Below are 26833 nucleotides of genomic sequence, written 5' to 3'. Positions count from 1 at the left end.
GAATCCGGGGATGTTTTGTTTTCCCGGATTAAGGCGCTCCGCGCCTGCATCTGGGGCTACGGGTGTCATGTGGCTGACGAATGAGTGCAGATGGGGATGGATTTGAAATCCATCCCCGACAGAGGTGCTACTTGTTCATGTCCTTCAGCGCCTTCCCGCTTTTTTCCAGCATCTCGCCGCCGGATTCCATCAGGTCGCCCGCGAGGTCTTTTCCGGCGAACGGATTGGCGTAGAAGTCCCGGCCCTTGCCAATGTTCACGCCGAACCACAGGCCGACGAGCAGGCCAATGATGATGCCGAGGATTATGCTTTTGAACGTACCCATGTACTGCTCCTGCGGATGAGAGATGGGTGATGAGTGATGACCGCGAACATTCTAGTCACCCATCACCCATCTCCCATCACCCGCTTCCGCCATCCACCATCCGCGCGCGCCAGTGCAGGATGTGGCCGGGAGCGACCAGCGCGCCGAGGTGCTCCAGAACCGCTTCGATTCGGGCCGGTTCATCGAAGAATTCCACCACCACCGGGAGATCGAGCGAGAGGTCGAGCAGCGATGCGGTGTGCACGACCCCGGAGGGGCCGAAGCCGGTGATGCCGCGGAAGACCGTGACGCCGCGCAGTTTTTCCTGGTTGCGCAGGCGCTCGATCAGCGGGTTGAGCCTGGTCTCCGCCTCCGTGAGATAGATCCGGACCACGGTCACTTCGATCGATTTCATAGTTGTCTCCCGGCATAAAGTCCGAGCAGCGTGGCGGCCAGACAGACCGCGACGCTGAGGGCGATGTTGAGCACGGCCTTGAAGTGTTCGGCCTGTTGCAGCAGCAGCGCGGTTTCGAGCGAGAAGGCGGAGAAGGTGGTGAAGCCGCCGAGGAATCCGGTGATCAGTACGGCGCGCCATTCCGCGCCGAGGCTGCTGCGCTCCACCAGCAGCACGTAGAGCAGGCCGATCACCAGCGAGCCCAGCACGTTGACCGCCAGCGTGCCGTACGGAAAGCCGCGTCCGAACAGGTGATGGACACCGAGCGAGGTCCAGTAGCGCAGGACGGAGCCGACGGCGCCGCCCGCCGCGATGGCCAGCACCTGGTTCATTTCATCTCCATCCGTGAACGGTCTTCAGGATTTTCCATGTTTGTCGTCCAGCTCGCGCAGGTGCGCCAGCTTCTCGCCGATCTTCGCCTCCAGCCCGCGCGGCACCGGGAAATAATAGCGCGGCTGACCCATCGCGTCCGGAAAATAATTTTCCCCGGCGGCGTAGCCTTCCGCCTCGTCGTGCGCGTAGCGGTAGTGCCGGCCGTAATCGAGGTTCTTCATCAGGGAAGTGGGCGCGTTACGCAGCTGCAACGGAACTTCGAGCGAGCCGTGCCGCCGCGCGTCCTGCACGGCGGCGTTGTACGCCGCGTAGACGGCGTTGCTCTTGGCGGCGCAGGCCAGATAGACCACCGCCTGCGCCAGCGCCAGTTCGCCCTCGGGACTGCCGAGCCGTTCCTGCACGTCCCAGGCGTTCATCGCCAGCGCGAGCGCGCGCGGATCGGCGTTGCCGATGTCCTCGCTCGCCATGCGCACCACCCGGCGGGCGATGTAACGCGGATCGCAACCGCCGTCCAGCATGCGGCACAGCCAGTACAGCGCGGCATCGGGTGCGGAACCGCGCACGGATTTGTGCAGCGCGGAGATCTGATCGTAGAAGATCTCGCCGCCCTTGTCGAAGCGCCGGGTGCCGCCGGCGATCACTTCGTTCACCAGCGCATCGGTGACGACCCGGCGCCCCTCATGCTCCGGGGCCAGATCGGAGAGGATCTCGAGCAGGTTAAGCGCGCGCCGGGCGTCGCCGTCCGCCGCCTGCGCGAGGCGGTCGCGCAGTTCGGCCGCCATTTCGATGTGCAGCGCGCCGAGGCCGCGCACGTCATCGCCCAGCGCCCGGTCGATGACACGGCGCAACGCCGCCGCATCGACGCTTTTCAGCACGTAGACGCGGGCGCGCGAGAGCAGCGCGTTATTGAGCTCGAACGAGGGGTTCTCCGTGGTGGCGCCGATCAGGATGAAGGTGCCGTCCTCGACGTGATGGAGCAGGGCGTCCTGCTGCGCCTTGTTGAAACGATGCACCTCGTCGATGAACAGGACGGTGCGCCGGCCTTCCTCCCGCAGCGTGCGCTCGGCCTCGGCGACCGCGGCGCGGATCTCCTTCACGCCGGCGAACACCGCCGACAGGCTGATGAACGGCGCGCCGGCGCGCGCGGCCATCAGGCGCGCGAGCGTGGTCTTGCCGGTGCCCGGCGGCCCCCACAGGATCATGGAGTGCAGGCGCTCGGACTCGATGGCGCGGCGCAGGGGTTTGCCCGGCGCGAGCAGGTGATCCTGGCCGGCTACGTCGTCCACTGCGGCCGGGCGCATGCGATCGGCCAGCGGCTGCAGGCCCGGGTCCGGTCTGCGGGCCTCGCTCGTCATCTCGGTGTCCGGATCTGCGGCGGCATACGGGGTCTCCGGGGGCTGCCCTTATCCGTCCCCGATGACGTCCACGCCGGCCGGCGGCGTGAATCTGAAATCGGCGGGGGTGAGGGCGGGATTGCGCCTGAGGCCGAGAAAGCGGATGTTCATGGTCTGGCCGAAACCGTCGACGATCTCCATGGCGTACAGCGTTTCGCGGTCGAAGGCGAGACGGACACGCGTGAAATTGGCGTCCTCCTGCCGGGGGTCGAGCTGTACCCAGGCGATGTCGTCCTGCGCCGGCAGCTCGGTGATCAGGAACAGTTCGTCGAGCGGCCGTTCGGTGCTGAGCAGCAGGGCGGGTGTATTGCCGATGGAGGTGTCGAGCCTGGAGATCGTGACCTGGGCGAGGTCGGGGTCGTAGACCCACAACTTGGCCCCGTCGGTGACGATGAGCTGTTGATACGGTGCCTCATAGGTCCAGCGGAAGCGGCCCGGACGCAGGATCTGCAGTCGGCCGCGGGTCTGCTGCGTCGGCCGCTGGGCGTTGTCGGTGACGGTCTGTTCGAATCCGGTATCGAGGCCCCTGAATCCCGCGAAGAACCGGTCGAGGCGGTCCAGGCCCGACCCCGCTGCGGCGACGGGCGGGAGCAGGAGCGCGCAGATGAGCGCCAGGCAGGGAGGCAATGCGCGCCGCCGTGCGCGGGCAATGGGGAGGCGCGGGATTCGCATGGTCACGGCGCGGTGCACTAGTCCGCGGGGGGCGGCGGGGCGAACACCTCGCGGCTGCCGTTGGACTCCAGCGGACCAACGATGCCGGCCTTTTCCATCTCTTCCACCATACGCGCGGCGCGATTGTAGCCGATCTTGAGACGGCGCTGGACGCCGGAGATGGAGGCCTTGCGGGACTCGGTGACGATGCGCACGGCCTGGTCATAGAGGGGGTCGGTCTCGCCGTTCTCCTCATCGCCGTAGCCGTTGCCGCCGCCCTCGCCGTCGGAATCGCCGGCGTGCAGCAGATCATCGATATACTCCGGCTCGCCCGACTTTTTGAGGAAATCGACCACCTTGTGCACCTCGTGATCGTCGACGAAGGCCCCGTGCACGCGCGTCGGCACACTAGTGCCCGGCGGCAGGTAGAGCATGTCGCCGTGGCCGAGCAGGGACTCCGCGCCCATCTGGTCGAGGATGGTGCGTGAATCGATCTTGGACGAGACCTGGAACGCGATACGCGTGGGGATATTGGCCTTGATCAGGCCCGTGATGACGTCCACCGACGGACGCTGGGTGGCGAGCACCAGGTGGATGCCCGAGGCGCGCGCCTTCTGCGCCAGGCGGGCGATCAGCTGTTCGACCTTCTTGCCGACGATCATCATCATGTCGGCCAGCTCGTCGATGACCACCACGACATACGGGATGGGCTGCAGCGTCGCCGGTTCGGTGCCCTCCGGCACCTTGGTGAACGGATCCGGCAGCGGCTGCTTTTCCTCGATCGCCGCGGCGACCTTGCGGTTGTAGTTGGCGATGTTGCGCACGCCGAGGTGCGCCATCAGGGCATAGCGCCGGTCCATCTCCGCCACGCACCAGCGCAGGGCGCCGGCCGCCTCCTTCATGTCGGTCACCACCGGCGTCAGCAGGTGCGGGATGCCCTCGTAGATGGAGAGTTCCAGCATCTTGGGATCGATCATGATCATGCGCATCTCGCTCGGAGAGGCGTTATAAAGCATGCTCAGGATCATGGCGTTGACGGCCACCGACTTGCCCGAGCCGGTCGTGCCGGCGATGAGCAGGTGGGGCATCCTGGCCAGATCGACCACCACCGGATTGCCGCTGATGTCCTTGCCGAGCGCGAGCGAGAGCGGCGACGCCGCCTCGTCATACTGCCTGGACTGCAGGATCTCGCTCAGGCGCACGATCTCGCGGTGCTCGTTCGGGATCTCGAGGCCGATCACCGATTTCCCCGGGATGACGTCGACGATGCGCACGCTGACGGTGGAGAGCGCGCGCGCGAGGTCCTTGGACAGGTTGCTGATCTGGCTCACCTTCACGCCGGGGGCCGGCTGCAGCTCGAAGCGCGTGATGACCGGCCCCGGATTGACCGCGACCACCTGGGCCTCGATGCCGAAATCCTGCAGCTTGATCTCGACCTGGCGCGACATGGCCTCGAGCGTCGCGGTGGACAGGGCGTGCTGCGACGGCTGGGCCGCGTCGAGCAGCGACAGGGGGGGCAATTCACCATTGGCGGGCGAGGTGAACAGGGTCACCTGGCGCTCCTTTTCGACGCGTTCGCTGGGCTCGATCTGCCGGATCACGGGTTCGATGCGCGGCGGTACGCGCGTCTTCTTCAGTTCCTGTTCCTCCCTGACGGCCTCGGAGCGCTGCTGGCGGAGTTCGCGTACGCTCTGCTGTTCGCGCCACTGGCCGATCAGATCCTGCAGACGTCCCGCCAGGCTCATCGTGGCGGCGCCGACGCGGTCCATCAGCGCGAACCAGGACAGCCCGGTGGCCAGCGTCACGCCGGTCATGAACAGCGCCAGCAGGAACAGCGTGGTCCCGATGAAACTGAACGGCGTGATCAGGCTGGTGCTCAGCACGCTGCCGAGGATGCCGCCGGGGCCGGAATCCGTGGGGTGCGGATCGTGACCCAGGCCGAAATGGAGGGCGGCGATGCCGTCCCCGGCGAGGATGGTCAGCACGAACCCGATGCCGGTGAAGAGGTAGCGCCGGAGGGCGAACGGTGATTCGCTCTCGGGCCAGCCGCGATACGAGAGCCAGCCGCCGTAGGCGATCAGGATCGGGAACAGATAGGCGAAATAGCCGAACAGATGCAGCAGCACGGAGGCCAGCCACGCGCCGACGAAGCCCCCCGCATTGGCGACATGATCCGGGCTGGTGCTGTAGGACCAGCCCGGGTCGTCATTGCTGTACGTGACGAGCGAAAGCAGCATGTAGATCGCGATCGCGCCCAGCACGAACAGCGCGCCTTCCCGCAGGCCATGGTGATGCGGCGCCGTGACGGCGGCTGTCCTCGTATTTTTGCGTGTTGCCTGTGCCATTCAGGGTCTGCGGCCCGCAGCCGGGCGTCGGGTTTTGATCAGGGGCAGATTATGCCACATATTGGCGCAGGGCCGGATGGATGACTTCGCCTGCGCTCAGATTGATGCCGCGCCGCAGTTCAGGGTGCTCGCGCCAGCCGTCGCGGGCGATCAGGTGCGCATAGGGCAGCAGGGCCGCGGACAGCGCCCGGGAGGCGCTCATCGGGACGGCCCCGGGCATATTGGTCACGCCGAAATGGAGCACGCCTTCCGCGACGAAGGTCGGATCCGCGTACGTGGTCGGCCGGGTCGTCTCGATACAGCCGCCCTGATCGACGGCGACGTCGATGACGACGCTGCCGGGCTGCATCGTCCGGATCATCGCGGTCGAGACGAGGTGGGGCGCGCGTTCCCCGGTGATCAGGATCGCGCCGATCAGCAGGTCGGCGCGGGCGACCTCGCGCGCGAGCGCATCGCTGTAGGGATACAGGGCGGTCACGTTGCGGCCGAGCGCGCGCAGCGCCTCCAGGCGGGCGCGCCGCCGTTCGAAGACCACGACCTCCGCGCCGTAGCCGGCCGCGACCTCGGCGGCGCTGCCGCCGACCACGCCACCGCCCAGAATGACCACGCGCCCGCGTTCCACGGCCGGCAGACCGCCCAGCAGCAGTCCCTTTCCACCGGCGGGTTGCAGCAGCAATCCGGCGCCGATCTGGGCCGCCAGACGGCCCGCGATATCGCTCATCGGCGCCAGCAGCGGCAGCTGGCCGTCCTTGTCCTCGACGGTTTCGAAGGCGACCGCAGTCAGGCCGATCTCCCGCAGGCGGTTCAGCAGCGGCAGGTTCGCGGCCAGATGGAGATAGCTGAACAGCACATGATCGCGCCGCAGCAACCCCAGTTCGGGTCCGATCGGTTCCTTGACCTTGATGATCAGCTCGGACTCGCCGTACAACGTGGCGGCATCCGGGACGATGCGCGCGCCGATATCCCGGTAGGATTGATCGCTGTAGCCGCTCAGGCGGCCGGCCTCCTGTTCAACCAGGATCTCATGACCCTCGCGCGCCAGCTCATGGGCGGCCGCCGGGATCAGGCCGACGCGGCCTTCCAGGGTCTTGATCTCGCGGGGGATACCGATGCGCATACGCGGGGGCGTCGTCCTGACCGGGGAGGTTCTCTATTCAGTCAATGAGTTGAACCACGATGAATCGTTGGGACTATAATGTACTGGACTTTGGGTTTTGCGGGCAATTCCGGGTCTGATCCCGAGGTAAATGACGCCGCGACCGGCTTTGTCTGCGACGAAAAGCCGTGGGCGGTGGCGTGCCGCGAGTCGCCTGTGAAGGCCGGTCGTCTGAATACACCTGGTACGGAGAGATTATGAGTGAAAACAAACATTGCCGCCTGTTGATCCTGGGTTCGGGTCCGGCCGGCTATACGGCGGCTGTCTATGCGGCGCGCGCCAATCTGCGCCCGGTCCTCGTCACCGGTCTGCAGCAGGGCGGACAATTGATGACCACCACCGATGTCGATAACTGGCCCGCGGATGCCGACGGCGTGCAGGGGCCGGAGCTGATGGAGCGCATGCGCCGGCATGCGGAGCGCTTCGAGACCGAGATAGTGATCGATCACATCAACGCGGTGGATCTGAAGCGGCGGCCCTTCCTGCTGAAGGGCGACAGCGGCACGTATACCTGCGATGCCCTGATCATCGCGACCGGCGCATCGGCCAAGTATCTGGGCATCCCGTCGGAGGAGGAATACAAGGGGCGCGGTGTGTCCGCCTGCGCCACCTGCGACGGCTTTTTCTACCGCAACAAGCCCGTCGCCGTCATCGGCGGCGGCAACACCGCCGTCGAGGAGGCGCTCTATCTGTCCAATATCGCCTCCCGGGTCGATGTCATCCATCGGCGCGACAGATTCCGTGCCGAGAAGATCATGTCGAACAAGCTGCAGGGCAAGGCGGATCAGGGCAACGTCGTCATCCACTGGAACTCGGTGCTGGATGAGGTGCTGGGGGACGACGGTGGCGTGACGGGCGTGCGCGTCAAGGGCGTGGAAGACGGCAAGACGCGCGATCTCGACGTGCACGGCGTCTTCATCGCCATCGGGCATCAGCCGAATACCGGCCTGTTCGAGGGCCAGCTGGAAATGCGCAACGGCTACATCATCGTCAACAGCGGTGTCACCGGCAACGCCACCGCGACCAGCGTTCCGGGCGTGTTCGCCGCCGGCGACGTGGCGGATTCGGTCTATCGCCAGGCGGTCACGTCGGCCGGCACCGGCTGCATGGCCGCGCTGGACGCCGAACGCTATCTGGACCATCTGGAGGCGCACTAGTCCGCCCGCGGCGCGGGGAGGAGGCGGTTCGTGATTTCACCCCAGGAACGGAGACGCTTTCCGCGCATGACGACCGCGTGCGGCGCGAATTACCGTCGCGCCGACGGGCAGGACGTCCGCCCCGCCGTGATCCGGAACATCAGCGCGGGCGGCATGCTGCTGATCACGGACAACGCACTGGAAGTCGGTATCACGCTGGAACTGCGGGTCGAGCCGGGCCAGCTTTCGATCCCCGTCATGAACGCCAGGGTCGAGGTGGTGCGCAGCGTTCCTGTCCCCGGGCGGGAGCCTCCGGTCGGCGATGCCCCGATCCACGGCCACGAGTCCGGCGTGCGCGTGTTGTCAGTGAATTAAGCGGCGCGGCCGTAAGAGACCTTCCGCGCACGCGGTCTGTCGCCGATGTCCCTGCGCATACTGCCATCGATAACCCGGGTCGACGCCGCGCAATGGAACGCACTGGCCGGCCCCGACATGCCGTTTCTGCGCCATGAATTTCTTGCCGCCCTCGAACGCCATGGCGCGGTCGGCGGCGAAAGCGGCTGGCATCCCCGGTATCTCGTCCGGGAAGAATCCGGCGCATTGACCGGGGCCCTGCCGATGTTTCTGAAGGACCACTCCTTCGGTGAATTCGTCTTCGATTGGGCCTGGGCCGCCGCCTATGAACGCATGGGCCGGCCGTATTATCCCAAGCTGGTGATCGCCGTCCCCTACACCCCGGTGACCGGGCCGCGAATCCTGAGCCGGGACGCGGCGGGGGCGGACATCCTCACCGAGGCGGCGTTGAGGCACGCCGCTGATACCGGCGTTTCCTCGCTGCACTTCCTGTTTTCCGTCACGGAGGAGCGAGCGACACTCGAGCACCACGGGTTGCTCGCGCGCACCGGCTGTCAGTTCCATTGGTACAACCGGGGCTACTCGGATTTCGAGGACTTCCTCGCGCGCTTTTCCGCCCACCACCGGAAGAACGTGCGCGCCGAGCGCAGGCAGGTCCGGGAGCAGGGGTTGGAGGTCGAGTTCGTGCGAGGGGATGCAGCCGATCCGGCATTGTGGGATCGCTTTCACCGTTTTTATCTCGATACCTTCGAGAAAAAGGGGAATTACGCCCCCCTGAGCCGGGGATTCTTTCGCGAGATCGGCGCGGAACTGGGCGACAGTACCCTGCTGATCCTGGCGCGCGATGCCGGTGAGGTCGTTGCGGGGGCGCTGTTCTTTCAAGGCGGCGATACCCTGTATGGACGCCACTGGGGCAGCGTCGGAGGCTATCGCCACCTGCACTTCGAGCTGTGCTACTACGCGGCGATCGAGTATTGCATCGCGCACGGCCTGCGCCGGTTCGAGGCCGGTGCGCAGGGCGAATACAAGATCAGGCGCGGCTTCGAGCCGACGCCGACCCATTCCCTGCACTGGATCGCCGAACCCGAATTCCGGGCGGCGATCGCCGACTTTCTTGCGCGCGAGGGACTGGCGATGGAGAATTACCTGCACGAGATGCGGGGGCAGCTCCCGTTCAAGTACCCCGGATGACGACGATGCGGTTTCCCGTACTGCTGGACCCCTACGCCAGAACGAACCGTTTCCCGCCGGTGACGCGCGCGCTGACGGAGCCGAACGGACTGCTCGCGATCGGCGGCTGTCTCGATCCCGACTGGCTGATCGAGGCCTACCGGAACGGGATCTTTCCCTGGTTCAGCCCCGGACAGCCGATCCTGTGGTGGTCGCCGGACCCGCGCATGGTGCTGTTCCCCGAGCGACTGAAGGTTTCCCGCAGCCTGGAAAAACTGATCCGGCAAGGCGTCTACACGGTAACCCTCGACCAGGACTTCGGCGGCGTGATCCGCGCCTGCTCGGAACCGCGCGGCCCGGACGGCGGGACCTGGATCACGGAGGATATGATCGAGGCCTACACGCGCCTGCACGAACTCGGTCACGCGCATTCAATCGAGGCCTGGTTCGACGGTATACTCGTGGGCGGTCTTTACGGCGTGGCGCTCGGGCGGGTGTTCTTCGGCGAATCGATGTTTTACCGGCGCCGGGATGCGTCCAAGGTTGCGTTCGTTCAATTGGTGCGTCAGTTGCGGCGCTGGGGTTTCGGCCTGATCGATTGCCAGATGAGCACCGAGCACTTGAGACGCTTCGGTGCGGCCGAGATCCCGCGCGCGGCGTTCATGGGCCTGCTGGGCGAAGGGACGCGGGCGGCCCCGTGGATTTCCTGGTGCTTCGATCCGGACGGGTCACCGTCCTCCGTTCCCGCCTGACCATGGCCGCACCGGAGGGCATGGGCAAGACCGTCGCGTTTTTCCTGACCGCAGCACATGAATGTGGATACCTGCCGGACCGGGATACGGTCAACGTGGTGGTCGATCCCGGGCTTGCGGTCGGGACCGCACTGTACAGCCGGCTTGCGCCGCTGGGTTTCAGGCGCAGCGGGGGCCGGGTCTATCGCCCCGCCTGTCCCTCCTGTCAGGCATGCGTCCCCCTCCGCCTTCCGGTCGCCGAATTCCGACCCCAGCGTGCCCAGCGCAGGACCTGGGAACGCAATCGCGACCTGCTGGTGAGAGAGCGGCCACCCGGATTCGACGCGGAACATTACGCGCTCTATTGCCGCTATATTGCGGGCAGACATCCCGGCGGCGGGATGGAGGGAACGTCGCCCGATGCGTATCTGGAGTTCATCGCGGGGCAGGGGATCGAGACCCGGCTGGTCGAGTTCCTGGAGGCCGGACGCTGCGTCGCGGTGGCCGTGACGGATGTACTGACGGACGCCCTGTCCGCGGTCTACACCTTCTTCGATACCGCGCAGGATCGCCGCAGCCTCGGGGTGTACGCAGTGCTGTGGCAGATCGAGGCGGCGCGTAGCCTGGGAAAAAAATGGCTGTACCTGGGCTACTGGATCGAAGAATGTCGCAAAATGAGTTATAAAATCGCCTACCGTCCCCATGAGCGGCTGCTCGACGGCCATTGGCGGCGCTTCGATGGCCAGGGGCAGTGAAATCGGCATTGTCCCGCGTCGGGCACTTGACAGGGGCTGAATAAAGGTTACCTTATCCGCCGTTCCGATCCGCTTTGTTGCGGCGGAAAAACCACAACCCTGTTAGGAGTGTATGGCAAAAGAAGAGCACATCGAAATGGAAGGCACGGTGGTCGAGACCCTGCCGAATACCATGTTCCGGGTCCAGTTGGACAACGGTCATGTGGTGACCGCCCATATCTCGGGCAAGATGCGCAAGCACTATATCCGCATACTGACCGGCGACAAGGTCACGGTACAGCTGACGCCCTACGATCTGACCAAGGGGCGGATCTCGTTCCGCGCCAAGTAAATCTCAGCCTTCCACCGTTTCTTCGACGCTTTCGATCTCGAACGCCAGCTTGTCCTGGGTCACGCTGATGTGCACGCGGCCGCCTTTTGACAGGCGTCCGAACAGCAGTTCCTCCGCCAGCGGACGCTTGATCGATTCCTGAATCGTGCGCGCCATCGGGCGCGCGCCCATCTTCGGATCGAAGCCGTGGACCGCGAGCCATTCGCGCACGCTGTCGTCGATGTGGAGCGTGACCTTCTTCTCTTCCAGCTGGTGCTCGAGTTCGATCAGGAACTTGTCCACCACGTGGCTGATGGTCTGCGGCGACAGCGGCTTGAACTGGATGATGCCGTCGAGGCGGTTGCGGAACTCCGGCGTGAAGCCGCGCTTGATGATCTCCATCGCATCGGTCGAGTGATCCTGCTGGGTGAACCCGATCGAGGCGCGGCTGGTCTGCTCCGCGCCGGCGTTGGTGGTCATGACGACGATCACATTGCGGAAGTCCGCTTTCCTGCCGTTGTTGTCGGTCAGCGTGCCGTGGTCCATCACCTGCAGCAGCAGGTTGAACACGTCCGGATGGGCCTTTTCGATCTCGTCGAGCAGCAGGACCGCGTGCGGATGCTTGTTGACGCCCTCGGTGAGCAGACCACCCTGGTCGAAGCCAACGTAGCCGGGCGGGGCGCCGATCAGGCGCGACACCGTATGGCGCTCCATGTATTCCGACATGTCGAAGCGGATCAGCTCGATGCCGAGGATCTTGGCCAGCTGGCGCGTCACCTCGGTCTTGCCGACGCCGGTCGGGCCGGCGAACAGGAATGAGCCGATCGGTTTCTCGGCGTTGCCGAGACCCGAGCGCGCCATTTTGATGGCGTTGGCAAGGGACTCGATCGCCTCGTCCTGGCCGAAGACGACCATCTTGAGGTCGCGGTCGAGCGTGCGCAGCTTGTCCTTGTCCGAGTTCGACACCGTCTTGGCCGGAATGCGCGCGATCTTGGCCACGATGGCCTCGATTTCCCGCGTGCCGATCGTCTTCTTGCGCTTGGAGGGCGGCAGCAGGCGCTGGTAGGCGCCGGCCTCGTCGATGACATCGATGGCCTTGTCCGGCAGGTGGCGGTCGTTGATGTAGCGGGCGGAGAGCTCGCAGGCGATGCGCAGCGCTTCGCGCGAGTACTTGACCTTATGATGCTGCTCGAAGCGCGCCTTCAGTCCCTGCAGGATCCGGAAGGTCTCGTCCACGGTCGGTTCGGTGACGTCGATCTTCTGGAAGCGGCGCGCCAGCGCGCGATCCTTTTCGAAGATGGTGCGGTATTCCTGATAGGTGGTCGAGCCGATGCAGCGCAGCTCGCCCGAGGACAGCATCGGTTTGATCAGGTTGGAGGCGTCCATTACGCCGCCCGAGGTCGAGCCCGCGCCGATGATGGTGTGGATCTCGTCGATGAACAGGATGGCGCCGGGTTCCTTGCGCAGCTGGGTGAGGATGCCCTTCAGGCGCTTTTCGAAATCGCCGCGGTATTTGGTGCCGGCGAGCAGGGCGCCCATGTCGAGCGAATACACCGTGCTCTGTGCCAGGACGTCCGGCACGTCACCGTCGATGATCTTCTTGGCCAGCCCTTCCGCGATGGCGGTCTTGCCGACACCGGCCTCGCCGACCAGCAGCGGATTGTTCTTGCGGCGGCGGCACAGCACCTGGATCATGCGCTGCAGTTCCTGATCGCGCCCGATCAGAGGGTCGATCATGCCCATGCGGGCGCGCTGGTTGAGGTTGGTCGCGTAGTTTTCGAGCGGGCTGCGCGCGGGCGCTTCCGCCTCCGTCTCGCCTTCGCTCGAAAGCATGCCCTCGCTTTCTTCCTCGCCCTCCACCTTGGTGATGCCGTGGGAGATGTAATTGACGATGTCGAGGCGCGTGATGTTCTGCGTGTTCAGGCAATACACCGCCTGCGAATCCTGTTCGCCGAAGATCGCCACCAGCAGATTCGCCGCGCCGACCTCGCGCTTGCCGGATGACTGTACGTGGAAGACCGCGCGCTGCAGCACGCGCTGGAAGCCCAGCGTCGGTTGCGTGTCGCGGCCGTCATCCTGGAGAATCGGGGTGGTTTCCTCGAGAAAGACGGTGAGATCGTGCTTCAGGCTGTCGAGATCGGCCCCGCAGGAGCGCAGGATGGCCGCCGCCGCAGTATTGTCCAGCAGGGCGAGCAGCAGGTGCTCGACAGTGATGAATTCGTGATTCTTGTCGCGGGCCTCTTGAAAGGCGACGTTCAGCGTATATTCGACGTCCTTGCTCAGCATCGTCACCACCTAATCGTATTTGGTTGGCTCGGGTTAGATCTTTTCCATCGTGCACTTGAGCGGGTGTTGATGTTCCCGCGAAAACTGGTTGACCATCGCCACCTTGGTCTCCGCGATGTCGCGATTGAAGATCCCGCACACACCCATGCCGCGGGTATGAACATGCAGCATGATCTGCGTCGCCTTCTCGTGATCCATGGCGAAGAATTTCTGCAGCACATGGATGACGAAATCCATCGGGGTGTAGTCGTCATTCAGCAAAATGACCTTGTACAAGGGCGGGCGCTTCAGCCTGGGTTTGGCTTCCTGAATGGCCAGGCCGTCGTTGGTGGTATGGCGCTGTTTGGTCTGTTTCATGACACCCGATTATATCCCAGTCAGTGATAAAATTCTTTGTTCGCCAAAGGGTAACATGCCGCCGTGGCTCGAATTCAAACTGCCTCGCCGGTTCCCGCCGGGTCATTCCGCCTCTACCGCAGTATAGCGTCAACATTTGGAGAAATGTTTAGTCGCCGCCAGTGAATCTGCAAAACGCTTGCCAGGTTTGTGTGTCCGGCGATTCTCTCGCGTCCCTGTAGGTAAGAAGATTGGGGCTGCACGCTGCGGTTAAAGAGCGGCGCGAGGAAATATCATGGCGTGAATCGGCCGGATTTCCGGCACGCACCCTGGGCGCACTTTCCGTCGGGCAGCCCAATGACGGATCAGCCAGGCAGGGCGGCGAACGCCAGGCTGCCGGCGGGGCTTGACTCGCCGTGCAAACTTGCGCAAAGTGGGCTGCGATAGAGGGAGTATTGTCTATCATCCAAACGATAACATGGCATCGAGAGGGATGAGTATGTTCGGGGGTGATGGCGCAGTTCCCCGCGTTCCTTCCTTGAGCAAAACATTCATTGTCCCTATGCGGTGTGGATAGTGGGGATCCTGCCGTGTCAGAGCGTTTCCATATCCTGCAGTCCCGATTTCTTCTGGTGCCGTTCAACACGACATAGCAGTCGGTGTTTTACTGCTTATAACTTGAAGAGGTGGCGGGTAAATGACCACAGGTATCGTGAAATGGTTCAATAACGCAAAGGGGTTTGGATTTGTTTCGCCCGATGGTGGCGGCGATGATGTATTCGCCCATTTCTCGGCCATCGAGATGGACGGTTATAAGAGCCTCAAGCAGGGCCAGAAGGTCGAGTTCGATATCTCGCAGGGACCGAAGGGGCTGTTCGCCGAGAGGATCCGCCCGAGCGCGGAGGCTTGAGCCGGGCGGATAGGTACCCGGCCGGCGAGGGCCGGATACCCGATGCGCGCCTTACATGCGTTCGATGACCGCGCGGCCGAAACCGGAGCAGCTGACCAGGGTCGCCCCCGTCATCAGACGCTCGAGATCATACGTCACCCGTTGGGCCGAGATCGCCCCCATGATGCCCTGGATGACCAGGTCGGCGGCCTCGGTCCATCCCAGATGGCGCAGGAGCATTTCCCCGGACAGGATCAGCGATCCGGGATTGACCTTGTCCTGGCCCGCATACTTCGGCGCCGTGCCGTGGGTGGCCTCGAACAGGGCGACGGAATCCGACAGGTTCGCGCCCGGCGCCATTCCTATCCCGCCCACCTGGGCGGCGAGCGCGTCCGAGATGTAGTCGCCGTTGAGGTTCAGCGTCGCGATGACGCTGTAGTCCTCGGGGCGCAGCAGGATCTGTTGCAGGAAGGCGTCGGCGATGACGTCTTTGATCACGATCGGCTTTCCGGTGACGGGGTTGTTGAAGCGGCACCAGGGGCCGCCATCGATTACCGTCGCGCCGAATTCCCGCCGGGCGAGTTCATAGCCCCAGTTCTTGAACGCCCCCTCGGTGTATTTCATGATGTTGCCCTTGTGCACCAGGGTCACCGAATCCCGATCATTGTCGATCGCGTAACGGATCGCCTTGCGCACGAGACGGTCGGTGCCTTCCTTGGAGACGGGTTTGATCCCGATGCCGGAACTGTCCGGGAAACGGATCTTTTTCACGCCCATCTCCTGCTGGAGAAACCGGATCACCTTGCGCACCTCCGGCGTGCCGGCTTCCCACTCGATGCCGGCGTAGATGTCCTCGGCGTTTTCGCGGAAGATCACCATGTCGGTCTTTTCCGGATGTTTGAGCGGACTCGGGGTGCCGGTGAAGTAGCGCACCGGGCGCAGGCAGACGTAGAGGTCGAGTTCCTGGCGCAGGGCGACGTTGAGCGAACGGATGCCGCCGCCCACGGGCGTGGTCAGGGGACCCTTGATCGCGACGAGAAACTCGCGGATGGCTTCCAGGGTTTCGCCGGCCAGCCAGGTATCGTTGCCATAGAGGCGGGCGCATTTCTCGCCGGCGTAGATCTCCATCCACGATATCGCGCGCCGGCCGCCATAGGCCTTGTCCACCGCGGCATCGACCACCACGCGCATCACGGGAGTGATATCCACTCCGATCCCGTCGCCTTCGATGTACGGAATGATGGGACGGTCCGGGACGTTGAGCGAAAGATCCTGGTTGAGGGTGATTCTGCTGCCGGTGGCGGGAATTCGGACGTGCTGATAGGCCATTTATATCTCACTCATACGGTTGGCGAAGAAATGCTATCCTAAATACTACCAGCAACGGACGCGAAAACTGAAGCGGCAACGGTCGCGGCATGTCGATGGGACAGGACACGAGATGGAAACCCCGCGTCACCGTCGCGGCCGTCGTCGAGCGCGAAGGTCGCTTCCTGATGGTCGAGGAAGAGGCGAGAGGCGGCAGTGTTTACAACCAGCCGGCCGGGCATCTGGAGCAGGGCGAGAGCCTGATCGATGCCGTTGTGCGGGAGACGCGGGAAGAGACCGGATGGACCATCCGGCCCAGCGCCGTGGTGGGTCTCCATCAGTGGGCCTCGCCTGGCGGGGCCGAGTTTCTCCGGGTCGCCTTTGCCGGCGAGGTGGTGGTGCATGACCCGGATCTGACGCCGGATGTTGGTATCCGTGCGGTGTTGTGGCTGACCCGGGACGAAATCGCCGCGCAGGGCGCTAAGCTGCGCAGTCCGATGGTGCTGCGCTGCGTCGACGACTATCTCGCCGGCAAGCGTTACCCGCTGGACCTGCTGGTCTATCTCGGCCGTGCCTGAAACCCCGTGCGGGCGGATTGTCGAATCTGTGTGAGCTTGTTCGTTCAACTGTTTGGAAATCTGAGAAGTCTTACATGAAGAATCTGGCGAGTTCCAGGATCGTGGTCGGGATGTCCGGAGGGGTCGATTCCTCCGTGGCGGCCCTGCTGTTGCAGCAGCAGCTTGGCCATGGGGCGGTCAGCGGCCTGTTTATGAAGAACTGGGAGGAGAACGAGCCGAACGGGGAGTGCCCGGCGGAGCGTGATGTACGCGATGCCTTGGCGGTGTGCGACCGGCTCGGCATCGAGCTGGACGCCGTCAATTTCGCCGCCGCCTACCGGGAACGCGTATTCGGGTATTTTCTGGCGGAATACCGCGCGGGGCGCACGCCGAATCCGGATATCCTGTGCAACAGTGAGATCAAGTTTCGGGTCTTCCTGGACCATGCCCTGGCCTCAGGGGCGGATCGGATCGCTACCGGTCACTATGCCCGTGTCGAAGAACGGGATGGCGTTTATCGTCTCCTCAAAGGGTGTGATCCGGGCAAGGATCAGAGTTATTTCCTGCATGCGCTGACCCAGCAGCAGCTCTCCCGGGCGCTGTTTCCGCTCGGCGGATTGCGCAAGAGCGAGGTGCGTCGCCTTGCGCGGGAGGCGGGGTTTGCCAATCACGCGAAGAAGGACAGTACCGGCATCTGCTTCATTGGCGAGCGCAAATTCAGCGAGTTCCTCGGGCAATATCTGCCTGCGCGGCCGGGAGAGATCCACAGCCTGGAGGGCGAGTTGCTGGGTTCGCATGAGGGACTGATGTTTTATACCCTCGGTCAGCGCAAGGGCCTTGGTATCGGCGGCCGTCTCGAGGGGAGCGGCGAGGCCTGGTACGTGGTGTCCAAGGACGTGTCGAACAACATCCTGGTGGTGACGCAGGGGCATGATCACCCCGCGCTGTTCAGCGGCGCCCTGAGCACGGACGGATTTCACTGGATCGCGGGTCATCCGCCGGCGCGGTTGCCATACCGCTGCAGGGCCAAGACCCGCTATCGCCAGGAGGATCAGCCCTGTGTCGTCGAGCAGCGGGAGGGAGGCTGCCGCGTGATATTCGATCGGCCGCAACGGGCGGTAACACCGGGGCAGTTCGTGGTGCTCTATGACGGAGATGTCTGCCTGGGAGGTGGAGTGATCGCCGCGACCGAAGACGGACGACTGGCGCAGCCGGGCATGGCCCGGGCGAGCGGGTTTGCCTGAGCTGCTGTAACTGGCCGCCTGGACCGGATTTCATATATGGCACATTCCCTGAAAGATGCAACACTGGCCCTGGCGGGTGTGTTCCAGGCCGCCTATCTGGTGCGGGAGATCGCGCACAACGGGATGGTGGAACCGACGGCGTTCGAAATCTCTCTCCGGAGCATATTCGAGCTGGATCCCCCGGATACCGAATCCGTCTACGGCGGGAGGGGTGGCCTGCATACCGGGCTGCGGCTGGTGGCCGCGCATCTGGGCGGTCCGAGCGACAAGCGCGATTTCGAAATCACGAAGTACGTCGTATCGGTGCTCCATCTCGAACGCAAGCTCGCGCGCAATACCGCAATGCTGCAGCGACTGCGTGACGGTATTGAGCGCGTACGGATCCAGGTCGGATATTTTTCCTCCTATACCCATGATAATGTCATCGCCGGCATCGCCGATCTGTATGTGAACACCATCAGCACGCTGACCCCGCGCGTCATCGTCAGCGGAAATCACGGACACCTGAACAGCCCCGGCAATGCCAATAAAGTGCGCGCCCTGTTGCTGGCGGCCATCCGCTCCGCGGTATTGTGGCGCCAGAGCGGCGGCAGCCGCGTGCAGCTCCTGTTCCGGCGCCGCCAACTGGCGCACGAGGCGAGCCAGCTCATCGTATAGACCGCGCCGATTCACTCTCATAGCCAAGAAGCGAGCATCCATGGAACTCAACCCGCTAACCGCAATCTCCCCGATCGACGGCCGTTATGGCGAGAAGGTCAACGATCTGCGCCAGGTTTTCAGCGAATACGGTCTGATCCGCTACCGCGTGTTGGTGGAGATCCGCTGGCTGCAGGCGCTGGCCAAGCGGTCCGACATCAGCGAGATCACGTCCTTCAGTGACAAGGCCAACCGGCTGCTGGAAGAGTGCATCGGCCGCTTTACCCTGGACGATGCGCAACGCGTGAAGAACATCGAACGCACCACCAACCACGATGTCAAGGCGGTGGAGTATTTCCTCAAGGAGAAGGTGGCCGGAAATCCGGAGCTGGGCAAGGTGCGCGAGTTCTTTCACTTCGCCTGCACATCGGAGGACATCAACAACCTGGCCTACGCCCTGATGCTGCGCGAGGCGCGTACCACGGTGGTCCTGCCGCTCATGGACGAGGTCGTCGATAATGTGGTGGCGCTCGCCCATCGCTATGCGGGGTGCGCGATGCTGTCGCGCACCCACGGCCAGCCGGCGACGCCGACCACGCTGGGCAAGGAGATGGCGAATTTCGCGGCACGGCTGAAGCGCCAGCGCGAGCACCTGATCAGCGTGCCCCTGCTCGGCAAGATGAACGGCGCGACCGGCAACTACAACACGCACCTGGTGGCCTATCCCGAAGTGGACTGGCCTAAGGTCGCGCGCGACTTCATCGTCCAGGAACTCGAACTGGACTGGAACCCCTACACCACCCAGATCGAGCCGCACGATTACATGGCCGAGTATTTCGACGCCATCGCCCGCTTCAACACCGTGCTGATCGGATTTTGCCGCGACGTCTGGGGCTATATCTCCCTCGGATATTTCAAGCAGAAGGCTGTCGCCGGCGAGGTGGGCTCCTCCACCATGCCGCACAAGGTGAATCCGATCGATTTCGAGAACGCGGAGGGAAATCTGGGCGTCGCCAATGCGATCTTCGGCCACCTGACGGAGAAACTTCCGGTGTCGCGCTGGCAGCGCGACCTGACCGATTCAACGGTGCTGCGCAATCTCGGGGTCGGCGTCGCGCACACGGTGATCGCGTTCCAGTCCTGCCTGAAGGGCATGGGCAAGCTCTCCGTCGATGAGGCGCGCATTTCGGAGGATCTGGCCGATGCCTGGGAACTGCTTGCCGAACCGATTCAGACCGTGATGCGCCGGTACGGCATCCAGGATTCCTATGAAAAACTCAAGGAGCTGACCCGCGGTCGGCAGGTCGATCGCGCCACCATGCGGACCTTCATCCAATCCCTGGAGATCCCCGCGGACGCGAAAACCCGCCTGCTCGAGCTGACCCCCGAGCGCTACATCGGCTTCGCCGAAAAACAGGCGAAGAGTATCTGATCGACCTGGCGTGTGCTTGCGAGGGAATAATCTGTGAAGCCGTTCACGGTCGCACAGCCGCCGGTGTGGATAATGGGCAGTGCTGGGTCGAGAGGTTGGCGATGCGGCTTTCTTTTCTCCTCCTCCGATGTCATGCCACCGGATGACCCAAGCACCCGGGCCCGCGTCCTCCCTCCCCATGCGGCCCGGGTTTTTTTTTGGCGTTTGACCGCACCGGAGTCGCGGGGTAAATCCTCTGCCGCGCGCGCATGGCGGTTCACGGCATACGCCGCCCGGTGCTTCGGGACCGTGGCATGAAGTCGCAGCGGCTGAGATTCAGGAATTCCCACGGGATTGACCTGGCGGCGCGGCTTGATCTGCCCGTGGCCGGCGCGCCCGCGGCCTACGCCCTGTTCAGCCACTGCTTCACCTGCAACAAGGATTACAAATTGATCCGCCAGGTCTCGCGCGCCATGACGGAGCGCGGGATCGCGGTGCTGTGTCTGGATTTCACCGGACTGGGGGAGAGTGGCGGCAGATTCGAGGACAGCAATTTCAGCACCGGTATCGCCGATGTGATCGCCGCCTCCGGGTTTCTCGCTGAGTCCCGGCAGCCGCCCGCCCTGCTGGTCGGGCATTCACTGGGTGGCACGGTGATGCTGGCGGCGGCCGCGGAACTGCCGGCCGTGCGCGCGGTGGCGACCATCAATGCCCCATTCGAGCCGGTCCACATATTCCACCATTTCCGGGCGATCGAGGAGCGAATCGAGAGGGAAGGCGCGGCCGAGGCCGTGATCGGTGGCAAGGCCTATTGGATCACCCGTCAACTGCTGCACGATCTGCGCGGGCGTCGGATGGAGGCCACGATCCATGACCTCGACGCCGCGCTGCTCGTTTTGCACGCGCCGCTCGACGAGACGGTGGGTATCGAAAACGCCGGGCGAATCTTCGCGGCGGCGCGTCACTCCAAGAGCTTTGTGGCCCTGGATCGCGCCGATCATCTGCTCTCGCGGGAGGGAGATGCGCGCTACGCCGGCCAGGTGATCGTAACATGGGCGTCGCGCTATCTCGAGCCCAGCATCGAGCCGGAGGGCATATGAAGGTTTTTCAGGGTCGCATCGTGGACGTCGAGGTCGGTAGCGCCGAACTGCCGGACGGTGGCAGGCTGGAGCTGGAGATCGTGCGCCACCCCGGCGGCGCGGCGGTGGTGGCCTTGGACGAGCGGATGCGGGTATGTCTGCTGCGCCAGTACCGTCCGGTGGCGGAAGCGTGGCTGTGGGAACTGCCGGCGGGCAAGATCGATGCCGGTGAGCCCCCGTTCGAGACCGCGCGACGCGAACTGGCGGAGGAAGCCGGGCTGGCCGCAACGCAGTGGTTGGAACTCGGCAGCATCATCAGCTCGCCGGGGGTGTTCACCGAACGCGTGTATCTGTATCTGGCGCGCGGGCTCTCGCCGGTGCCGGCGGCGCCGGAACCCGGTGAGCTGCTGGAACCGCACTGGGTTCCGATGCCCGACGCGCTGGCGCGGGCCCGCACGGGGGATATCGAGGACGCCAAGACACTTATCGGGCTGTTCCGCGCGGCCGCATTGCTCGACATTCGTTGAATCAGCGCGCCGCCGGGTCCCCGTGTCCCGCGGTGCGCTGATCTATCCGCAATGTTCTCCGGATCGACGCGTGGGCGGCCTCGCGCAAGGCCTGCGCGGTCTGGCGCTTGTCCGGGGTTTCCCCGCTGAATTCGCCGGGATGCAACGCAGGTTCGACGGTGATGAAGACCTCGCCCGGGCGCGGCCAGCGCTCCCCGTCCTTCAATATGGCGCGGCTGCCGTCGATCGCAATCGGTACGACAGGGATATCCTGATCCGCGGCGGTATTGAACGCCCCCATGCGGAACGGCAGCAGTCCGGGTTCGCGTCGAATGGTTCCCTCTGGAAAGAAGAACAGCGAGCGACCCCGGCGCGAGAGTTCCGTGAGCGCGCGCAGGTCGCGGGCCGCGTTGCGGGCGTTCCGGCGCTCGATGAACTCGGTTCCGATGCGGCGCAGGAACAGATGGACGGCTGGGTTGGTGCGCAGCTCGGCCTTGGCAACGAAGCTGAATCGATACGGCAGGGCGAGTATCAGCAGGGGCGTATCGAGATAGCTGGCATGGTTGGCGATCAGGATACAGCGCTGGTCCGGCGGCAGGAGATGCTGCAGCCCGCGCACGCGCACGCGTATGCCGGTGATCCTTGCCATGACGCCGATCGCGCGCCGTATCAGACGCCAGCGCAGATCGACGGTGGGTAATATCAGGGCTGCGATCCAGACGAGCAGGGCGGTGCCCCAGAACACCGCGTGGGCGTAGATCCCATAGAGCCGGTTTTCCGGCGGGCGTCGGTCTTCACCGGGTTCCTGTCTGGAGCTGGGCTCCGGTATTGTCATGTGCCGGTTACCTGCGCGTCTCTGATCCGCCGGCAGCCCCGGCGCGGGTATTATAGAGGCCGGATCATCAGTCGACGAGGTATCGGGATGGGAAAACCGAGAGTGGTGGTGGAATACTGCTGCCGTTGCGGCTTCATGCTGCGGGCCGCCTGGGTCGCGCAGGAACTGTTGAAGACCTTCGAGGACGAGATCGTCGAGGTGGCCCTGAGGCCCGACAGCGGCGGGATATTCGCCATCCGGCTCGACGAAACCTTGCTGTTCTCCAACAAGGTGGAAGGCCGTTTCCCGGAGATGCGGGAGCTGCGGGAGCGGCTCGCGGCGGCGCTCGGCAGCGACAAGCGCTTCGGCCACCGGACGCCCGAGGACGAGGCCTAGCCGTCCTTCCCGGCACAGGGGCGGGTGTGAACTACTCACGGGCGCGCGATCTGGGCTATGATGGGCGCCTGATGTGGCTGGCGCGGGATGGGCGGGATGGCAAACGGTTTTGAAGCGGCCGCGGCCGAGTTGGTGCGGGTCGGGCGAATGGCCGCGGAGCGGGGCTGGGTGCCCGCCACGAGCGGAAATTTTTCCCTGCGCCTGGGCAATGACGAGGCGGCGATCACCGTGTCCGGCGCGCACAAGGGTGAGTTGAGCGCGGACCGCATCATGCGTGTCGACCTGCAGGGGCGGCCGCGGGAAGACAAGCGCCCGTCGGCGGAGACACTGCTCCATGTGCAGCTTTATCGGCGCGATCCGGACGTGCGCGCCGTGTTTCATACCCATTCGGTGGGTGGCACCGTGCTGTCGCGGCTGGCGGGTGAGGAACTGGTTCTCGCCGGCTTCGAAGTGATGAAGGCCTTTGCCGGCGTCGACACCCACGAGACGACGCTGCGGATTCCGGTCTTCGCCAACGATCAGGACATGACGCGCCTGGCAACGCGGGTCGCGGCCTTTCTGGACGGCGACAATCCGGTGCCGGGATATCTTATTGCCGGGCACGGGCTGTACACCTGGGGACGCTCGACGGCCGAGGCCTTGCGTCACCTCGAGGCCTTTGAATTCCTGTTTCAATGCGATCTGGAGATGAGGAGGATACCCCCCCGATGAGCATGCTGAGGATCTACGACGAACAGGCGCGCGAGCTCGAGCGGCATTGCCGCCATGAGGACATCGCATCCCGCCTGCAGGAGATCGGCGTGGCGTTCGAGCGCTGGGAAGCCAGCCGACCCCTGGCCGCGTCGGCGACACAGGAGGAGGTGCTCGCCGCCTACCGGACGCAGGTCGACCGGCTCAACACCGAGTACGGCTTCACCACGGTGGACGTGGTCAGCCTGCGCCCCGACCACCCGGATCGCGCGGCGATGCGCGGCAAGTTCCTCAATGAGCACACCCATGACGACTTCGAGGTGCGCTTCTTCGTCGAGGGCAAGGGGATCTTCTACCTGCATGCCTCTGACAAAGTGCATGCGATCCTGTGCGAGCGGGGCGATCTGATCAGCGTGCCCGATGGCACGCGCCACTGGTTCGACATGGGCACGGCGCCGGATTTCAAGTGCATCCGCTTCTTCACGAGGCCGGAGGGCTGGGTGGGAAATTTCACCGGCAGTGACATCGCGCAGCGTTTCCCGACCTTCGACAATCTGGTGCGCGCCGCCGCATGATCCGTGCGGTGCTGACAGACATCGAGGGCACGACCACGTCGCTCTCCTTCGTCAAGGATGTGCTGTTCCCTTACGCGCGGCGCCATATCGACCGTTATGTGCGCGAGCACGCGGGCGAGCCACAGGTCGCGGCCTTGCTCGACGAGGCGCGGCGCGAGATGGGCGTGCCCGATGCCGCCCTCGATGCGGTGATCGCGCAGCTCATCGACTGGATCGACCGCGACCGCAAGGTCACGCCGCTGAAGGCCCTGCAGGGCCTGATCTGGGAGGCGGGATATGCGGCCGGGGATTTCACCGGTCATGTCTACAAGGACGCCGCCGCTGCGCTGCGTGACTGGCAGCGCAGCGGCGTGAGGCTCTATGTCTATTCCTCCGGCTCGGTGCATGCGCAGAAACTGCTGTTCGCGCATACCGAATATGGAGACCTGACACCGCTGTTCAGCGGGTATTTCGACACCCGTGTCGGGCACAAGGCCGAGAGCGCATCCTATCGCCACATCGCCGCTCAGGTCGGCGCGGCGCCGGAGACTATCCTGTTCCTGTCCGACATCGTCGCCGAGCTCGATGCCGCCCGGGAGGCGGGCATGCGGACCTGCCAGCTGGTGCGGGCGGGGGAGATCGATCCGGCGCCGGCGCACCGGCAGGTGCGGGATTTCGCACAAATATCGCTTTAAGCACGGGATCGGGACAAAAGCGGGGAGCTTGGCAGATGGTTTCATTAGCGCTGATTGTGCATATGCTGGCGGCGGTGGTCTGGGTCGGGGGGATGTTTTTCGCCTGGATGATCCTGCGGCCGATCGCGGCAGACCAACTGGAGCCGCCGCAGCGGCTCAAATTGTGGAGCGGAGTCTTCGCGCGCTTCTTTCCCTGGGTCTGGGTCGCCATCATCGCGCTGCCGGTGACTGGGCTGTTTCTGGCTTACCGGCTTTTCGGCGGCCTCGGCGGCAGCCCGCTGTTCGTGCATCTGATGCTGGCGCTGGGGACGGCGATGGTGCTGATCTATCTTCATGTCTTTTTCGCGCCGTATCGGCGCCTGCGCGCGGCGGTCACGGCGCAGGACTGGGCCGCCGGTGGCAAGGCCCTGGGTGCCATCCGGAAGCTTGTCGGCTTCAATCTGCTGCTCGGTATCCTGCTGCTGGCGGGTGTGGCCGGCGGACGTTTCCTGGCCTGATGTCGGGGAAAGGCGTAATAGGTCATGGGTAATGGGTGATTAAAAACCGTTTCTTGTCCCATCGCCCATTACGTATTTCCCGTCACCGATCGACCCAGCGAGGTAATGCCTCATGTCCGCCACGGCCACCGTCCATGTCGTCCTGCTGACCTTCGATCTGATGATCCCGTTCTCGCACTCGCTCAAGGACAAGCGACGGGTGATCAAGAGCCTGAAGGATCGTGTGCGCGCCCGTTTCAACGCGGCCGTCGCCGAGATCGGTTATCTGGAGGAGTGGCAGCGTTCGCGGATCGGCGTGGCACTGCTCGGCAACGATGCCAAGCATCTCGAGCAGGGGGTCAGCGCGATCGGCCGTCTGATCGAGCACATTACGGATATCGAACTGCTGAACGTGAGCCAGGAATGGTTGTGACGCAGGGTCGGAAAATAAGCTACCGCCGACCGACTGGGTCGAAGCGGGGCCGGATCGAGGATACATGAGCAGAAAAAGACTCCCACGGGGGGCGCCCGGGACGGAGACGGAGCCGCGGCTGGCACGGATTGATACGCTGAATGACGACGGCCGCGGCGTGGCGCGCGTCGACGGCAAGGTCACCTTCATCGACGGCGCCCTGCCGGGTGAGCTGGTCACATACCGGGTGCTCAAAGGCAAGCGCAATTTCGACCAGGGCGAACTCGCGGAGATCGTCGAGCCCTCACCGCACCGTGTCACGCCCGCCTGCGAATATTTCGGTATCTGCGGCGGCTGCAGCCTGCAGCACCTCGATGCGGCGGCACAGATCGTGGAAAAGGAGCAGGTCCTGCGCGACAAGCTGCGTCAGTTCGGCGCTGTCGAGCCGGAGGGCTGGCTGCCACCGCTGACCGGGCCGGTCTGGGGGTATCGACGCAGCGCGCGCCTCGGCGTGCGCAATGTGCCGAAGAAGGGCGGCATCATCGTCGGGTTCCGCGAACGACGCAGCTCGTATCTGACGCCGCTGCGCGACTGCCAAACCCTCGACCCGCGCGTGGCACGCCTGTTGCCCGCGTTGATCGATCTGATCAGCGGCATCTCCCGCAATGACCGGCTGCCGCAGATTGAGGCGGCCTGTGGCGACGACGAGGTGGCGCTGGTGTTCCGCCATCTCGAGCCGCTCACGCCCGCCGATCTCGCCCGTATCGCCGCCTTCGGGCGCGACCACGGCGTTCGCGTTTATCTGCAGCCGCAGGGGCCGGAGAGCGTGATCGCCCTGGAACCCGCCGATCCGGCGCCGCTTGTCTACCACCTGCCGGAGTTCGAGGTCGCCATCCATTTCCGGCCAGCCGACTTCATCCAGGTCAATGCCGGGATCAACCGCGGGATGGTGGCGCAGGCCATCGCACTGCTCGACCCACGGCCGGACGAGCGCGTCCTCGACCTGTTCTGCGGTTTGGGCAATTTCACGCTCCCGCTCGCGCGTCGCGCCGCGCATGTGACCGGTGTTGAAGCCGAACGCAGGCTGGTGCTCGGCGCGCGCGACAATGCCGCGCGCAACGGTATCGACAACGTTGAATTCCGCCAGGTGGATCTCTATGACGAGGCCCAGGCGCGCGACTTCTGGGCCGGCGTGGCGTTCGACAAGCTGCTCATCGATCCGCCGCGCAGCGGGGCGATGGAGGTGCTCAAGCTGCTGCCGGAGTCCGGTCCGCGCCGGCTGGTCTACGTCTCCTGCAACCCGGCCACGCTGGCACGCGACGGTGAATATCTGGTCAACTCGCGCGGCTATCGCCTGACCCGGATCGGCGTGATGGACATGTTTCCCCACACCAATCACGTCGAATCCATCGCGGTATTCGAGCCTTAGAGGATAAGGACAGGCTTAAGCC

Annotated in this window: 31 protein-coding genes; 20 read left to right on the top strand and 11 right to left on the bottom strand. The window is 64.5% G+C overall.

The window, feature by feature from the left end; translation table 11 throughout:
* Positions 1-127: 127 nt before the first annotated feature.
* From IPM20_04360 to ald, 7 genes are all read right to left on the bottom strand, one after another.
* Positions 128-325, bottom strand: coding sequence for a hypothetical protein (locus IPM20_04360; protein ID MBK9130864.1), 198 nt, complete (start codon positions 323-325; stop codon positions 128-130).
* Positions 326-401: 76 nt separating this feature from the next.
* Entirely contained in the window at positions 402-719 is a 318-nt protein-coding gene (locus IPM20_04355) for a DUF190 domain-containing protein (protein ID MBK9130863.1), read from the bottom strand.
* Positions 716-1090, bottom strand: coding sequence for a fluoride efflux transporter CrcB (gene crcB, locus IPM20_04350; protein MBK9130862.1), 375 nt, complete (start codon positions 1088-1090; stop codon positions 716-718). The genes IPM20_04355 and crcB overlap by 4 nt, the downstream gene beginning before the upstream one ends.
* Positions 1091-1114: 24 nt before the next feature.
* Positions 1115-2446: a replication-associated recombination protein A gene (locus tag IPM20_04345; protein ID MBK9130861.1), complete on the bottom strand. Its 1332-nt coding sequence runs from the start codon at positions 2444-2446 to the stop codon at positions 1115-1117.
* Positions 2447-2494: 48 nt separating this feature from the next.
* Positions 2495-3112, bottom strand: coding sequence for an outer membrane lipoprotein chaperone LolA (gene lolA / locus IPM20_04340; GenBank protein ID MBK9130860.1), 618 nt, complete (start codon positions 3110-3112; stop codon positions 2495-2497).
* Positions 3113-3174: 62 nt separating this feature from the next.
* A complete protein-coding gene (locus IPM20_04335) occupies positions 3175-5481 on the bottom strand; it encodes a DNA translocase FtsK 4TM domain-containing protein (GenBank protein MBK9130859.1) in 2307 nt (768 codons plus the stop codon).
* A gap of 49 nt (positions 5482-5530) precedes the next feature.
* Positions 5531-6598 (bottom strand): alanine dehydrogenase, encoded by a 1068-nt coding sequence (gene ald, locus IPM20_04330; GenBank protein ID MBK9130858.1) that lies wholly within the window; start codon positions 6596-6598, stop codon positions 5531-5533.
* 236 nt (positions 6599-6834) lie between these two features.
* Between ald and trxB the strand changes: the two genes are divergently transcribed.
* From trxB to infA, 6 genes are all read left to right on the top strand, one after another.
* Positions 6835-7794 (top strand): thioredoxin-disulfide reductase, encoded by a 960-nt coding sequence (gene trxB, locus IPM20_04325; GenBank protein MBK9130857.1) that lies wholly within the window; start codon positions 6835-6837, stop codon positions 7792-7794.
* A 66-nt stretch (positions 7795-7860) separates the two neighbouring features.
* Complete coding sequence (locus IPM20_04320; GenBank protein MBK9130856.1) at positions 7861-8148, top strand: PilZ domain-containing protein; 288 nt, start codon at positions 7861-7863, stop codon at positions 8146-8148.
* Between the two features lie 45 nt (positions 8149-8193).
* The gene (locus IPM20_04315; protein MBK9130855.1) at positions 8194-9318 is read left to right on the top strand and encodes an N-acetyltransferase; all 1125 of its coding nucleotides are present in this window, start codon (positions 8194-8196) and stop codon (positions 9316-9318) included.
* A gap of 5 nt (positions 9319-9323) precedes the next feature.
* Positions 9324-10049 (top strand): leucyl/phenylalanyl-tRNA--protein transferase, encoded by a 726-nt coding sequence (locus tag IPM20_04310; GenBank protein ID MBK9130854.1) that lies wholly within the window; start codon positions 9324-9326, stop codon positions 10047-10049.
* Between the two features lie 2 nt (positions 10050-10051).
* Positions 10052-10783, top strand: coding sequence for an arginyltransferase (locus tag IPM20_04305; GenBank protein MBK9130853.1), 732 nt, complete (start codon positions 10052-10054; stop codon positions 10781-10783).
* A gap of 112 nt (positions 10784-10895) precedes the next feature.
* Positions 10896-11114: a translation initiation factor IF-1 gene (infA, locus tag IPM20_04300; GenBank protein MBK9130852.1), complete on the top strand. Its 219-nt coding sequence runs from the start codon at positions 10896-10898 to the stop codon at positions 11112-11114.
* Positions 11115-11117: 3 nt separating this feature from the next.
* Here the strand turns inward: infA and clpA are convergent, their stop codons facing one another.
* Positions 11118-13379, bottom strand: coding sequence for an ATP-dependent Clp protease ATP-binding subunit ClpA (clpA, locus tag IPM20_04295; GenBank protein MBK9130851.1), 2262 nt, complete (start codon positions 13377-13379; stop codon positions 11118-11120).
* A gap of 33 nt (positions 13380-13412) precedes the next feature.
* Positions 13413-13736 (bottom strand): ATP-dependent Clp protease adapter ClpS, encoded by a 324-nt coding sequence (clpS, locus tag IPM20_04290; protein MBK9130850.1) that lies wholly within the window; start codon positions 13734-13736, stop codon positions 13413-13415.
* 676 nt (positions 13737-14412) lie between these two features.
* On the opposite strand from clpS, the gene cspD reads away from it, so the two are divergent.
* Entirely contained in the window at positions 14413-14625 is a 213-nt protein-coding gene (gene cspD / locus IPM20_04285) for a cold shock domain-containing protein CspD (protein MBK9130849.1), read from the top strand.
* A 51-nt stretch (positions 14626-14676) separates the two neighbouring features.
* Here the strand turns inward: cspD and icd are convergent, their stop codons facing one another.
* Entirely contained in the window at positions 14677-15933 is a 1257-nt protein-coding gene (icd, locus tag IPM20_04280) for an NADP-dependent isocitrate dehydrogenase (protein ID MBK9130848.1), read from the bottom strand.
* A gap of 89 nt (positions 15934-16022) precedes the next feature.
* On the opposite strand from icd, the gene IPM20_04275 reads away from it, so the two are divergent.
* From IPM20_04275 to IPM20_04250, 6 genes are all read left to right on the top strand, one after another.
* Positions 16023-16490 carry an NUDIX hydrolase gene (locus IPM20_04275; protein ID MBK9130847.1) on the top strand — a complete coding sequence of 156 codons (468 nt, stop codon included), beginning with the start codon at positions 16023-16025 and terminating at the stop codon, positions 16488-16490.
* A gap of 74 nt (positions 16491-16564) precedes the next feature.
* Complete coding sequence (gene mnmA / locus IPM20_04270; GenBank protein MBK9130846.1) at positions 16565-17713, top strand: tRNA 2-thiouridine(34) synthase MnmA; 1149 nt, start codon at positions 16565-16567, stop codon at positions 17711-17713.
* Positions 17714-17749: 36 nt separating this feature from the next.
* Entirely contained in the window at positions 17750-18370 is a 621-nt protein-coding gene (gene hflD / locus IPM20_04265; GenBank protein MBK9130845.1) for a high frequency lysogenization protein HflD, read from the top strand.
* Positions 18371-18410: 40 nt separating this feature from the next.
* Positions 18411-19781, top strand: coding sequence for an adenylosuccinate lyase (gene purB, locus IPM20_04260; GenBank protein MBK9130844.1), 1371 nt, complete (start codon positions 18411-18413; stop codon positions 19779-19781).
* Between the two features lie 293 nt (positions 19782-20074).
* Positions 20075-20860 carry an alpha/beta fold hydrolase gene (locus IPM20_04255; GenBank protein MBK9130843.1) on the top strand — a complete coding sequence of 262 codons (786 nt, stop codon included), beginning with the start codon at positions 20075-20077 and terminating at the stop codon, positions 20858-20860.
* The gene (locus IPM20_04250) at positions 20857-21366 is read left to right on the top strand and encodes an NUDIX hydrolase (protein MBK9130842.1); all 510 of its coding nucleotides are present in this window, start codon (positions 20857-20859) and stop codon (positions 21364-21366) included. The genes IPM20_04255 and IPM20_04250 overlap by 4 nt, the downstream gene beginning before the upstream one ends.
* Position 21367: 1 nt before the next feature.
* On the opposite strand, the gene IPM20_04245 is transcribed toward IPM20_04250, so the two are convergent.
* Positions 21368-22180, bottom strand: a complete 813-nt coding sequence (locus IPM20_04245; GenBank protein ID MBK9130841.1) for a 1-acyl-sn-glycerol-3-phosphate acyltransferase — start codon at positions 22178-22180, stop codon at positions 21368-21370.
* A gap of 87 nt (positions 22181-22267) precedes the next feature.
* On the opposite strand from IPM20_04245, the gene IPM20_04240 reads away from it, so the two are divergent.
* The 7 genes from IPM20_04240 (at position 22268) to rlmD (ending at position 26811) form a co-directional block, all read left to right on the top strand.
* Positions 22268-22555 carry an Rdx family protein gene (locus IPM20_04240; protein MBK9130840.1) on the top strand — a complete coding sequence of 96 codons (288 nt, stop codon included), beginning with the start codon at positions 22268-22270 and terminating at the stop codon, positions 22553-22555.
* Between the two features lie 96 nt (positions 22556-22651).
* On the top strand, positions 22652-23266 hold the full coding sequence (locus IPM20_04235; protein MBK9130839.1) for a methylthioribulose 1-phosphate dehydratase: 615 nt from the start codon (positions 22652-22654) through the stop codon (positions 23264-23266).
* The gene (locus IPM20_04230; protein ID MBK9130838.1) at positions 23263-23820 is read left to right on the top strand and encodes a cupin; all 558 of its coding nucleotides are present in this window, start codon (positions 23263-23265) and stop codon (positions 23818-23820) included. Before IPM20_04235 ends, IPM20_04230 begins: the two co-directional genes overlap by 4 nt.
* Entirely contained in the window at positions 23817-24494 is a 678-nt protein-coding gene (gene mtnC, locus IPM20_04225; GenBank protein ID MBK9130837.1) for an acireductone synthase, read from the top strand. The genes IPM20_04230 and mtnC overlap by 4 nt, the downstream gene beginning before the upstream one ends.
* Before the next feature lie 35 nt (positions 24495-24529).
* Positions 24530-24991, top strand: a complete 462-nt coding sequence (locus IPM20_04220; GenBank protein ID MBK9130836.1) for a CopD family protein — start codon at positions 24530-24532, stop codon at positions 24989-24991.
* 112 nt (positions 24992-25103) lie between these two features.
* Positions 25104-25403 carry a DUF503 domain-containing protein gene (locus IPM20_04215; protein ID MBK9130835.1) on the top strand — a complete coding sequence of 100 codons (300 nt, stop codon included), beginning with the start codon at positions 25104-25106 and terminating at the stop codon, positions 25401-25403.
* A gap of 64 nt (positions 25404-25467) precedes the next feature.
* The gene (gene rlmD, locus IPM20_04210) at positions 25468-26811 is read left to right on the top strand and encodes a 23S rRNA (uracil(1939)-C(5))-methyltransferase RlmD (protein ID MBK9130834.1); all 1344 of its coding nucleotides are present in this window, start codon (positions 25468-25470) and stop codon (positions 26809-26811) included.
* Positions 26812-26833: the final 22 nt, after the last annotated feature.

The sequence above is a fragment of the Gammaproteobacteria bacterium genome (genome assembly GCA_016716465.1).
Classification (GTDB): domain Bacteria; phylum Pseudomonadota; class Gammaproteobacteria; order SZUA-140; family SZUA-140; genus JADJWH01.
Note: the sequence above shows the minus strand (reverse complement) of the source record. Positions and strands in the feature narration are given on the sequence as shown.

Excerpts from the sequence above, each read along its gene's own strand:
- IPM20_04255 (MBK9130843.1), top strand. The coding sequence starts at position 20,075 with ATGAAGTCGCAGCGGCTGAGATTCAGGAATTCCCACGGGATTGACCTG.
- crcB (MBK9130862.1), bottom strand. The coding sequence starts at position 1,090 with ATGAACCAGGTGCTGGCCATCGCGGCGGGCGGCGCCGTCGGCTCCGTC.
- IPM20_04245 (MBK9130841.1), bottom strand. The coding sequence starts at position 22,180 with ATGACAATACCGGAGCCCAGCTCCAGACAGGAACCCGGTGAAGACCGA.
- IPM20_04240 (MBK9130840.1), top strand. The coding sequence starts at position 22,268 with ATGGGAAAACCGAGAGTGGTGGTGGAATACTGCTGCCGTTGCGGCTTC.
- icd (MBK9130848.1), bottom strand. The coding sequence starts at position 15,933 with ATGGCCTATCAGCACGTCCGAATTCCCGCCACCGGCAGCAGAATCACC.
- IPM20_04360 (MBK9130864.1), bottom strand. The coding sequence starts at position 325 with ATGGGTACGTTCAAAAGCATAATCCTCGGCATCATCATTGGCCTGCTC.
- purB (MBK9130844.1), top strand. The coding sequence starts at position 18,411 with ATGGAACTCAACCCGCTAACCGCAATCTCCCCGATCGACGGCCGTTAT.
- ald (MBK9130858.1), bottom strand. The coding sequence starts at position 6,598 with ATGCGCATCGGTATCCCCCGCGAGATCAAGACCCTGGAAGGCCGCGTC.
- mnmA (MBK9130846.1), top strand. The coding sequence starts at position 16,565 with ATGAAGAATCTGGCGAGTTCCAGGATCGTGGTCGGGATGTCCGGAGGG.
- IPM20_04355 (MBK9130863.1), bottom strand. The coding sequence starts at position 719 with ATGAAATCGATCGAAGTGACCGTGGTCCGGATCTATCTCACGGAGGCG.
- IPM20_04275 (MBK9130847.1), top strand. The coding sequence starts at position 16,023 with ATGTCGATGGGACAGGACACGAGATGGAAACCCCGCGTCACCGTCGCG.
- rlmD (MBK9130834.1), top strand. The coding sequence starts at position 25,468 with ATGAGCAGAAAAAGACTCCCACGGGGGGCGCCCGGGACGGAGACGGAG.
- IPM20_04310 (MBK9130854.1), top strand. The coding sequence starts at position 9,324 with ATGCGGTTTCCCGTACTGCTGGACCCCTACGCCAGAACGAACCGTTTC.
- clpA (MBK9130851.1), bottom strand. The coding sequence starts at position 13,379 with ATGCTGAGCAAGGACGTCGAATATACGCTGAACGTCGCCTTTCAAGAG.
- IPM20_04215 (MBK9130835.1), top strand. The coding sequence starts at position 25,104 with ATGTCCGCCACGGCCACCGTCCATGTCGTCCTGCTGACCTTCGATCTG.
- IPM20_04345 (MBK9130861.1), bottom strand. The coding sequence starts at position 2,446 with ATGACGAGCGAGGCCCGCAGACCGGACCCGGGCCTGCAGCCGCTGGCC.
- IPM20_04235 (MBK9130839.1), top strand. The coding sequence starts at position 22,652 with ATGGCAAACGGTTTTGAAGCGGCCGCGGCCGAGTTGGTGCGGGTCGGG.
- IPM20_04305 (MBK9130853.1), top strand. The coding sequence starts at position 10,052 with ATGGCCGCACCGGAGGGCATGGGCAAGACCGTCGCGTTTTTCCTGACC.
- IPM20_04320 (MBK9130856.1), top strand. The coding sequence starts at position 7,861 with ATGACGACCGCGTGCGGCGCGAATTACCGTCGCGCCGACGGGCAGGAC.
- IPM20_04335 (MBK9130859.1), bottom strand. The coding sequence starts at position 5,481 with ATGGCACAGGCAACACGCAAAAATACGAGGACAGCCGCCGTCACGGCG.
- infA (MBK9130852.1), top strand. The coding sequence starts at position 10,896 with ATGGCAAAAGAAGAGCACATCGAAATGGAAGGCACGGTGGTCGAGACC.
- trxB (MBK9130857.1), top strand. The coding sequence starts at position 6,835 with ATGAGTGAAAACAAACATTGCCGCCTGTTGATCCTGGGTTCGGGTCCG.
- cspD (MBK9130849.1), top strand. The coding sequence starts at position 14,413 with ATGACCACAGGTATCGTGAAATGGTTCAATAACGCAAAGGGGTTTGGA.
- hflD (MBK9130845.1), top strand. The coding sequence starts at position 17,750 with ATGGCACATTCCCTGAAAGATGCAACACTGGCCCTGGCGGGTGTGTTC.
- IPM20_04220 (MBK9130836.1), top strand. The coding sequence starts at position 24,530 with ATGGTTTCATTAGCGCTGATTGTGCATATGCTGGCGGCGGTGGTCTGG.
- clpS (MBK9130850.1), bottom strand. The coding sequence starts at position 13,736 with ATGAAACAGACCAAACAGCGCCATACCACCAACGACGGCCTGGCCATT.
- IPM20_04315 (MBK9130855.1), top strand. The coding sequence starts at position 8,194 with ATGTCCCTGCGCATACTGCCATCGATAACCCGGGTCGACGCCGCGCAA.
- IPM20_04230 (MBK9130838.1), top strand. The coding sequence starts at position 23,263 with ATGAGCATGCTGAGGATCTACGACGAACAGGCGCGCGAGCTCGAGCGG.
- IPM20_04250 (MBK9130842.1), top strand. The coding sequence starts at position 20,857 with ATGAAGGTTTTTCAGGGTCGCATCGTGGACGTCGAGGTCGGTAGCGCC.
- mtnC (MBK9130837.1), top strand. The coding sequence starts at position 23,817 with ATGATCCGTGCGGTGCTGACAGACATCGAGGGCACGACCACGTCGCTC.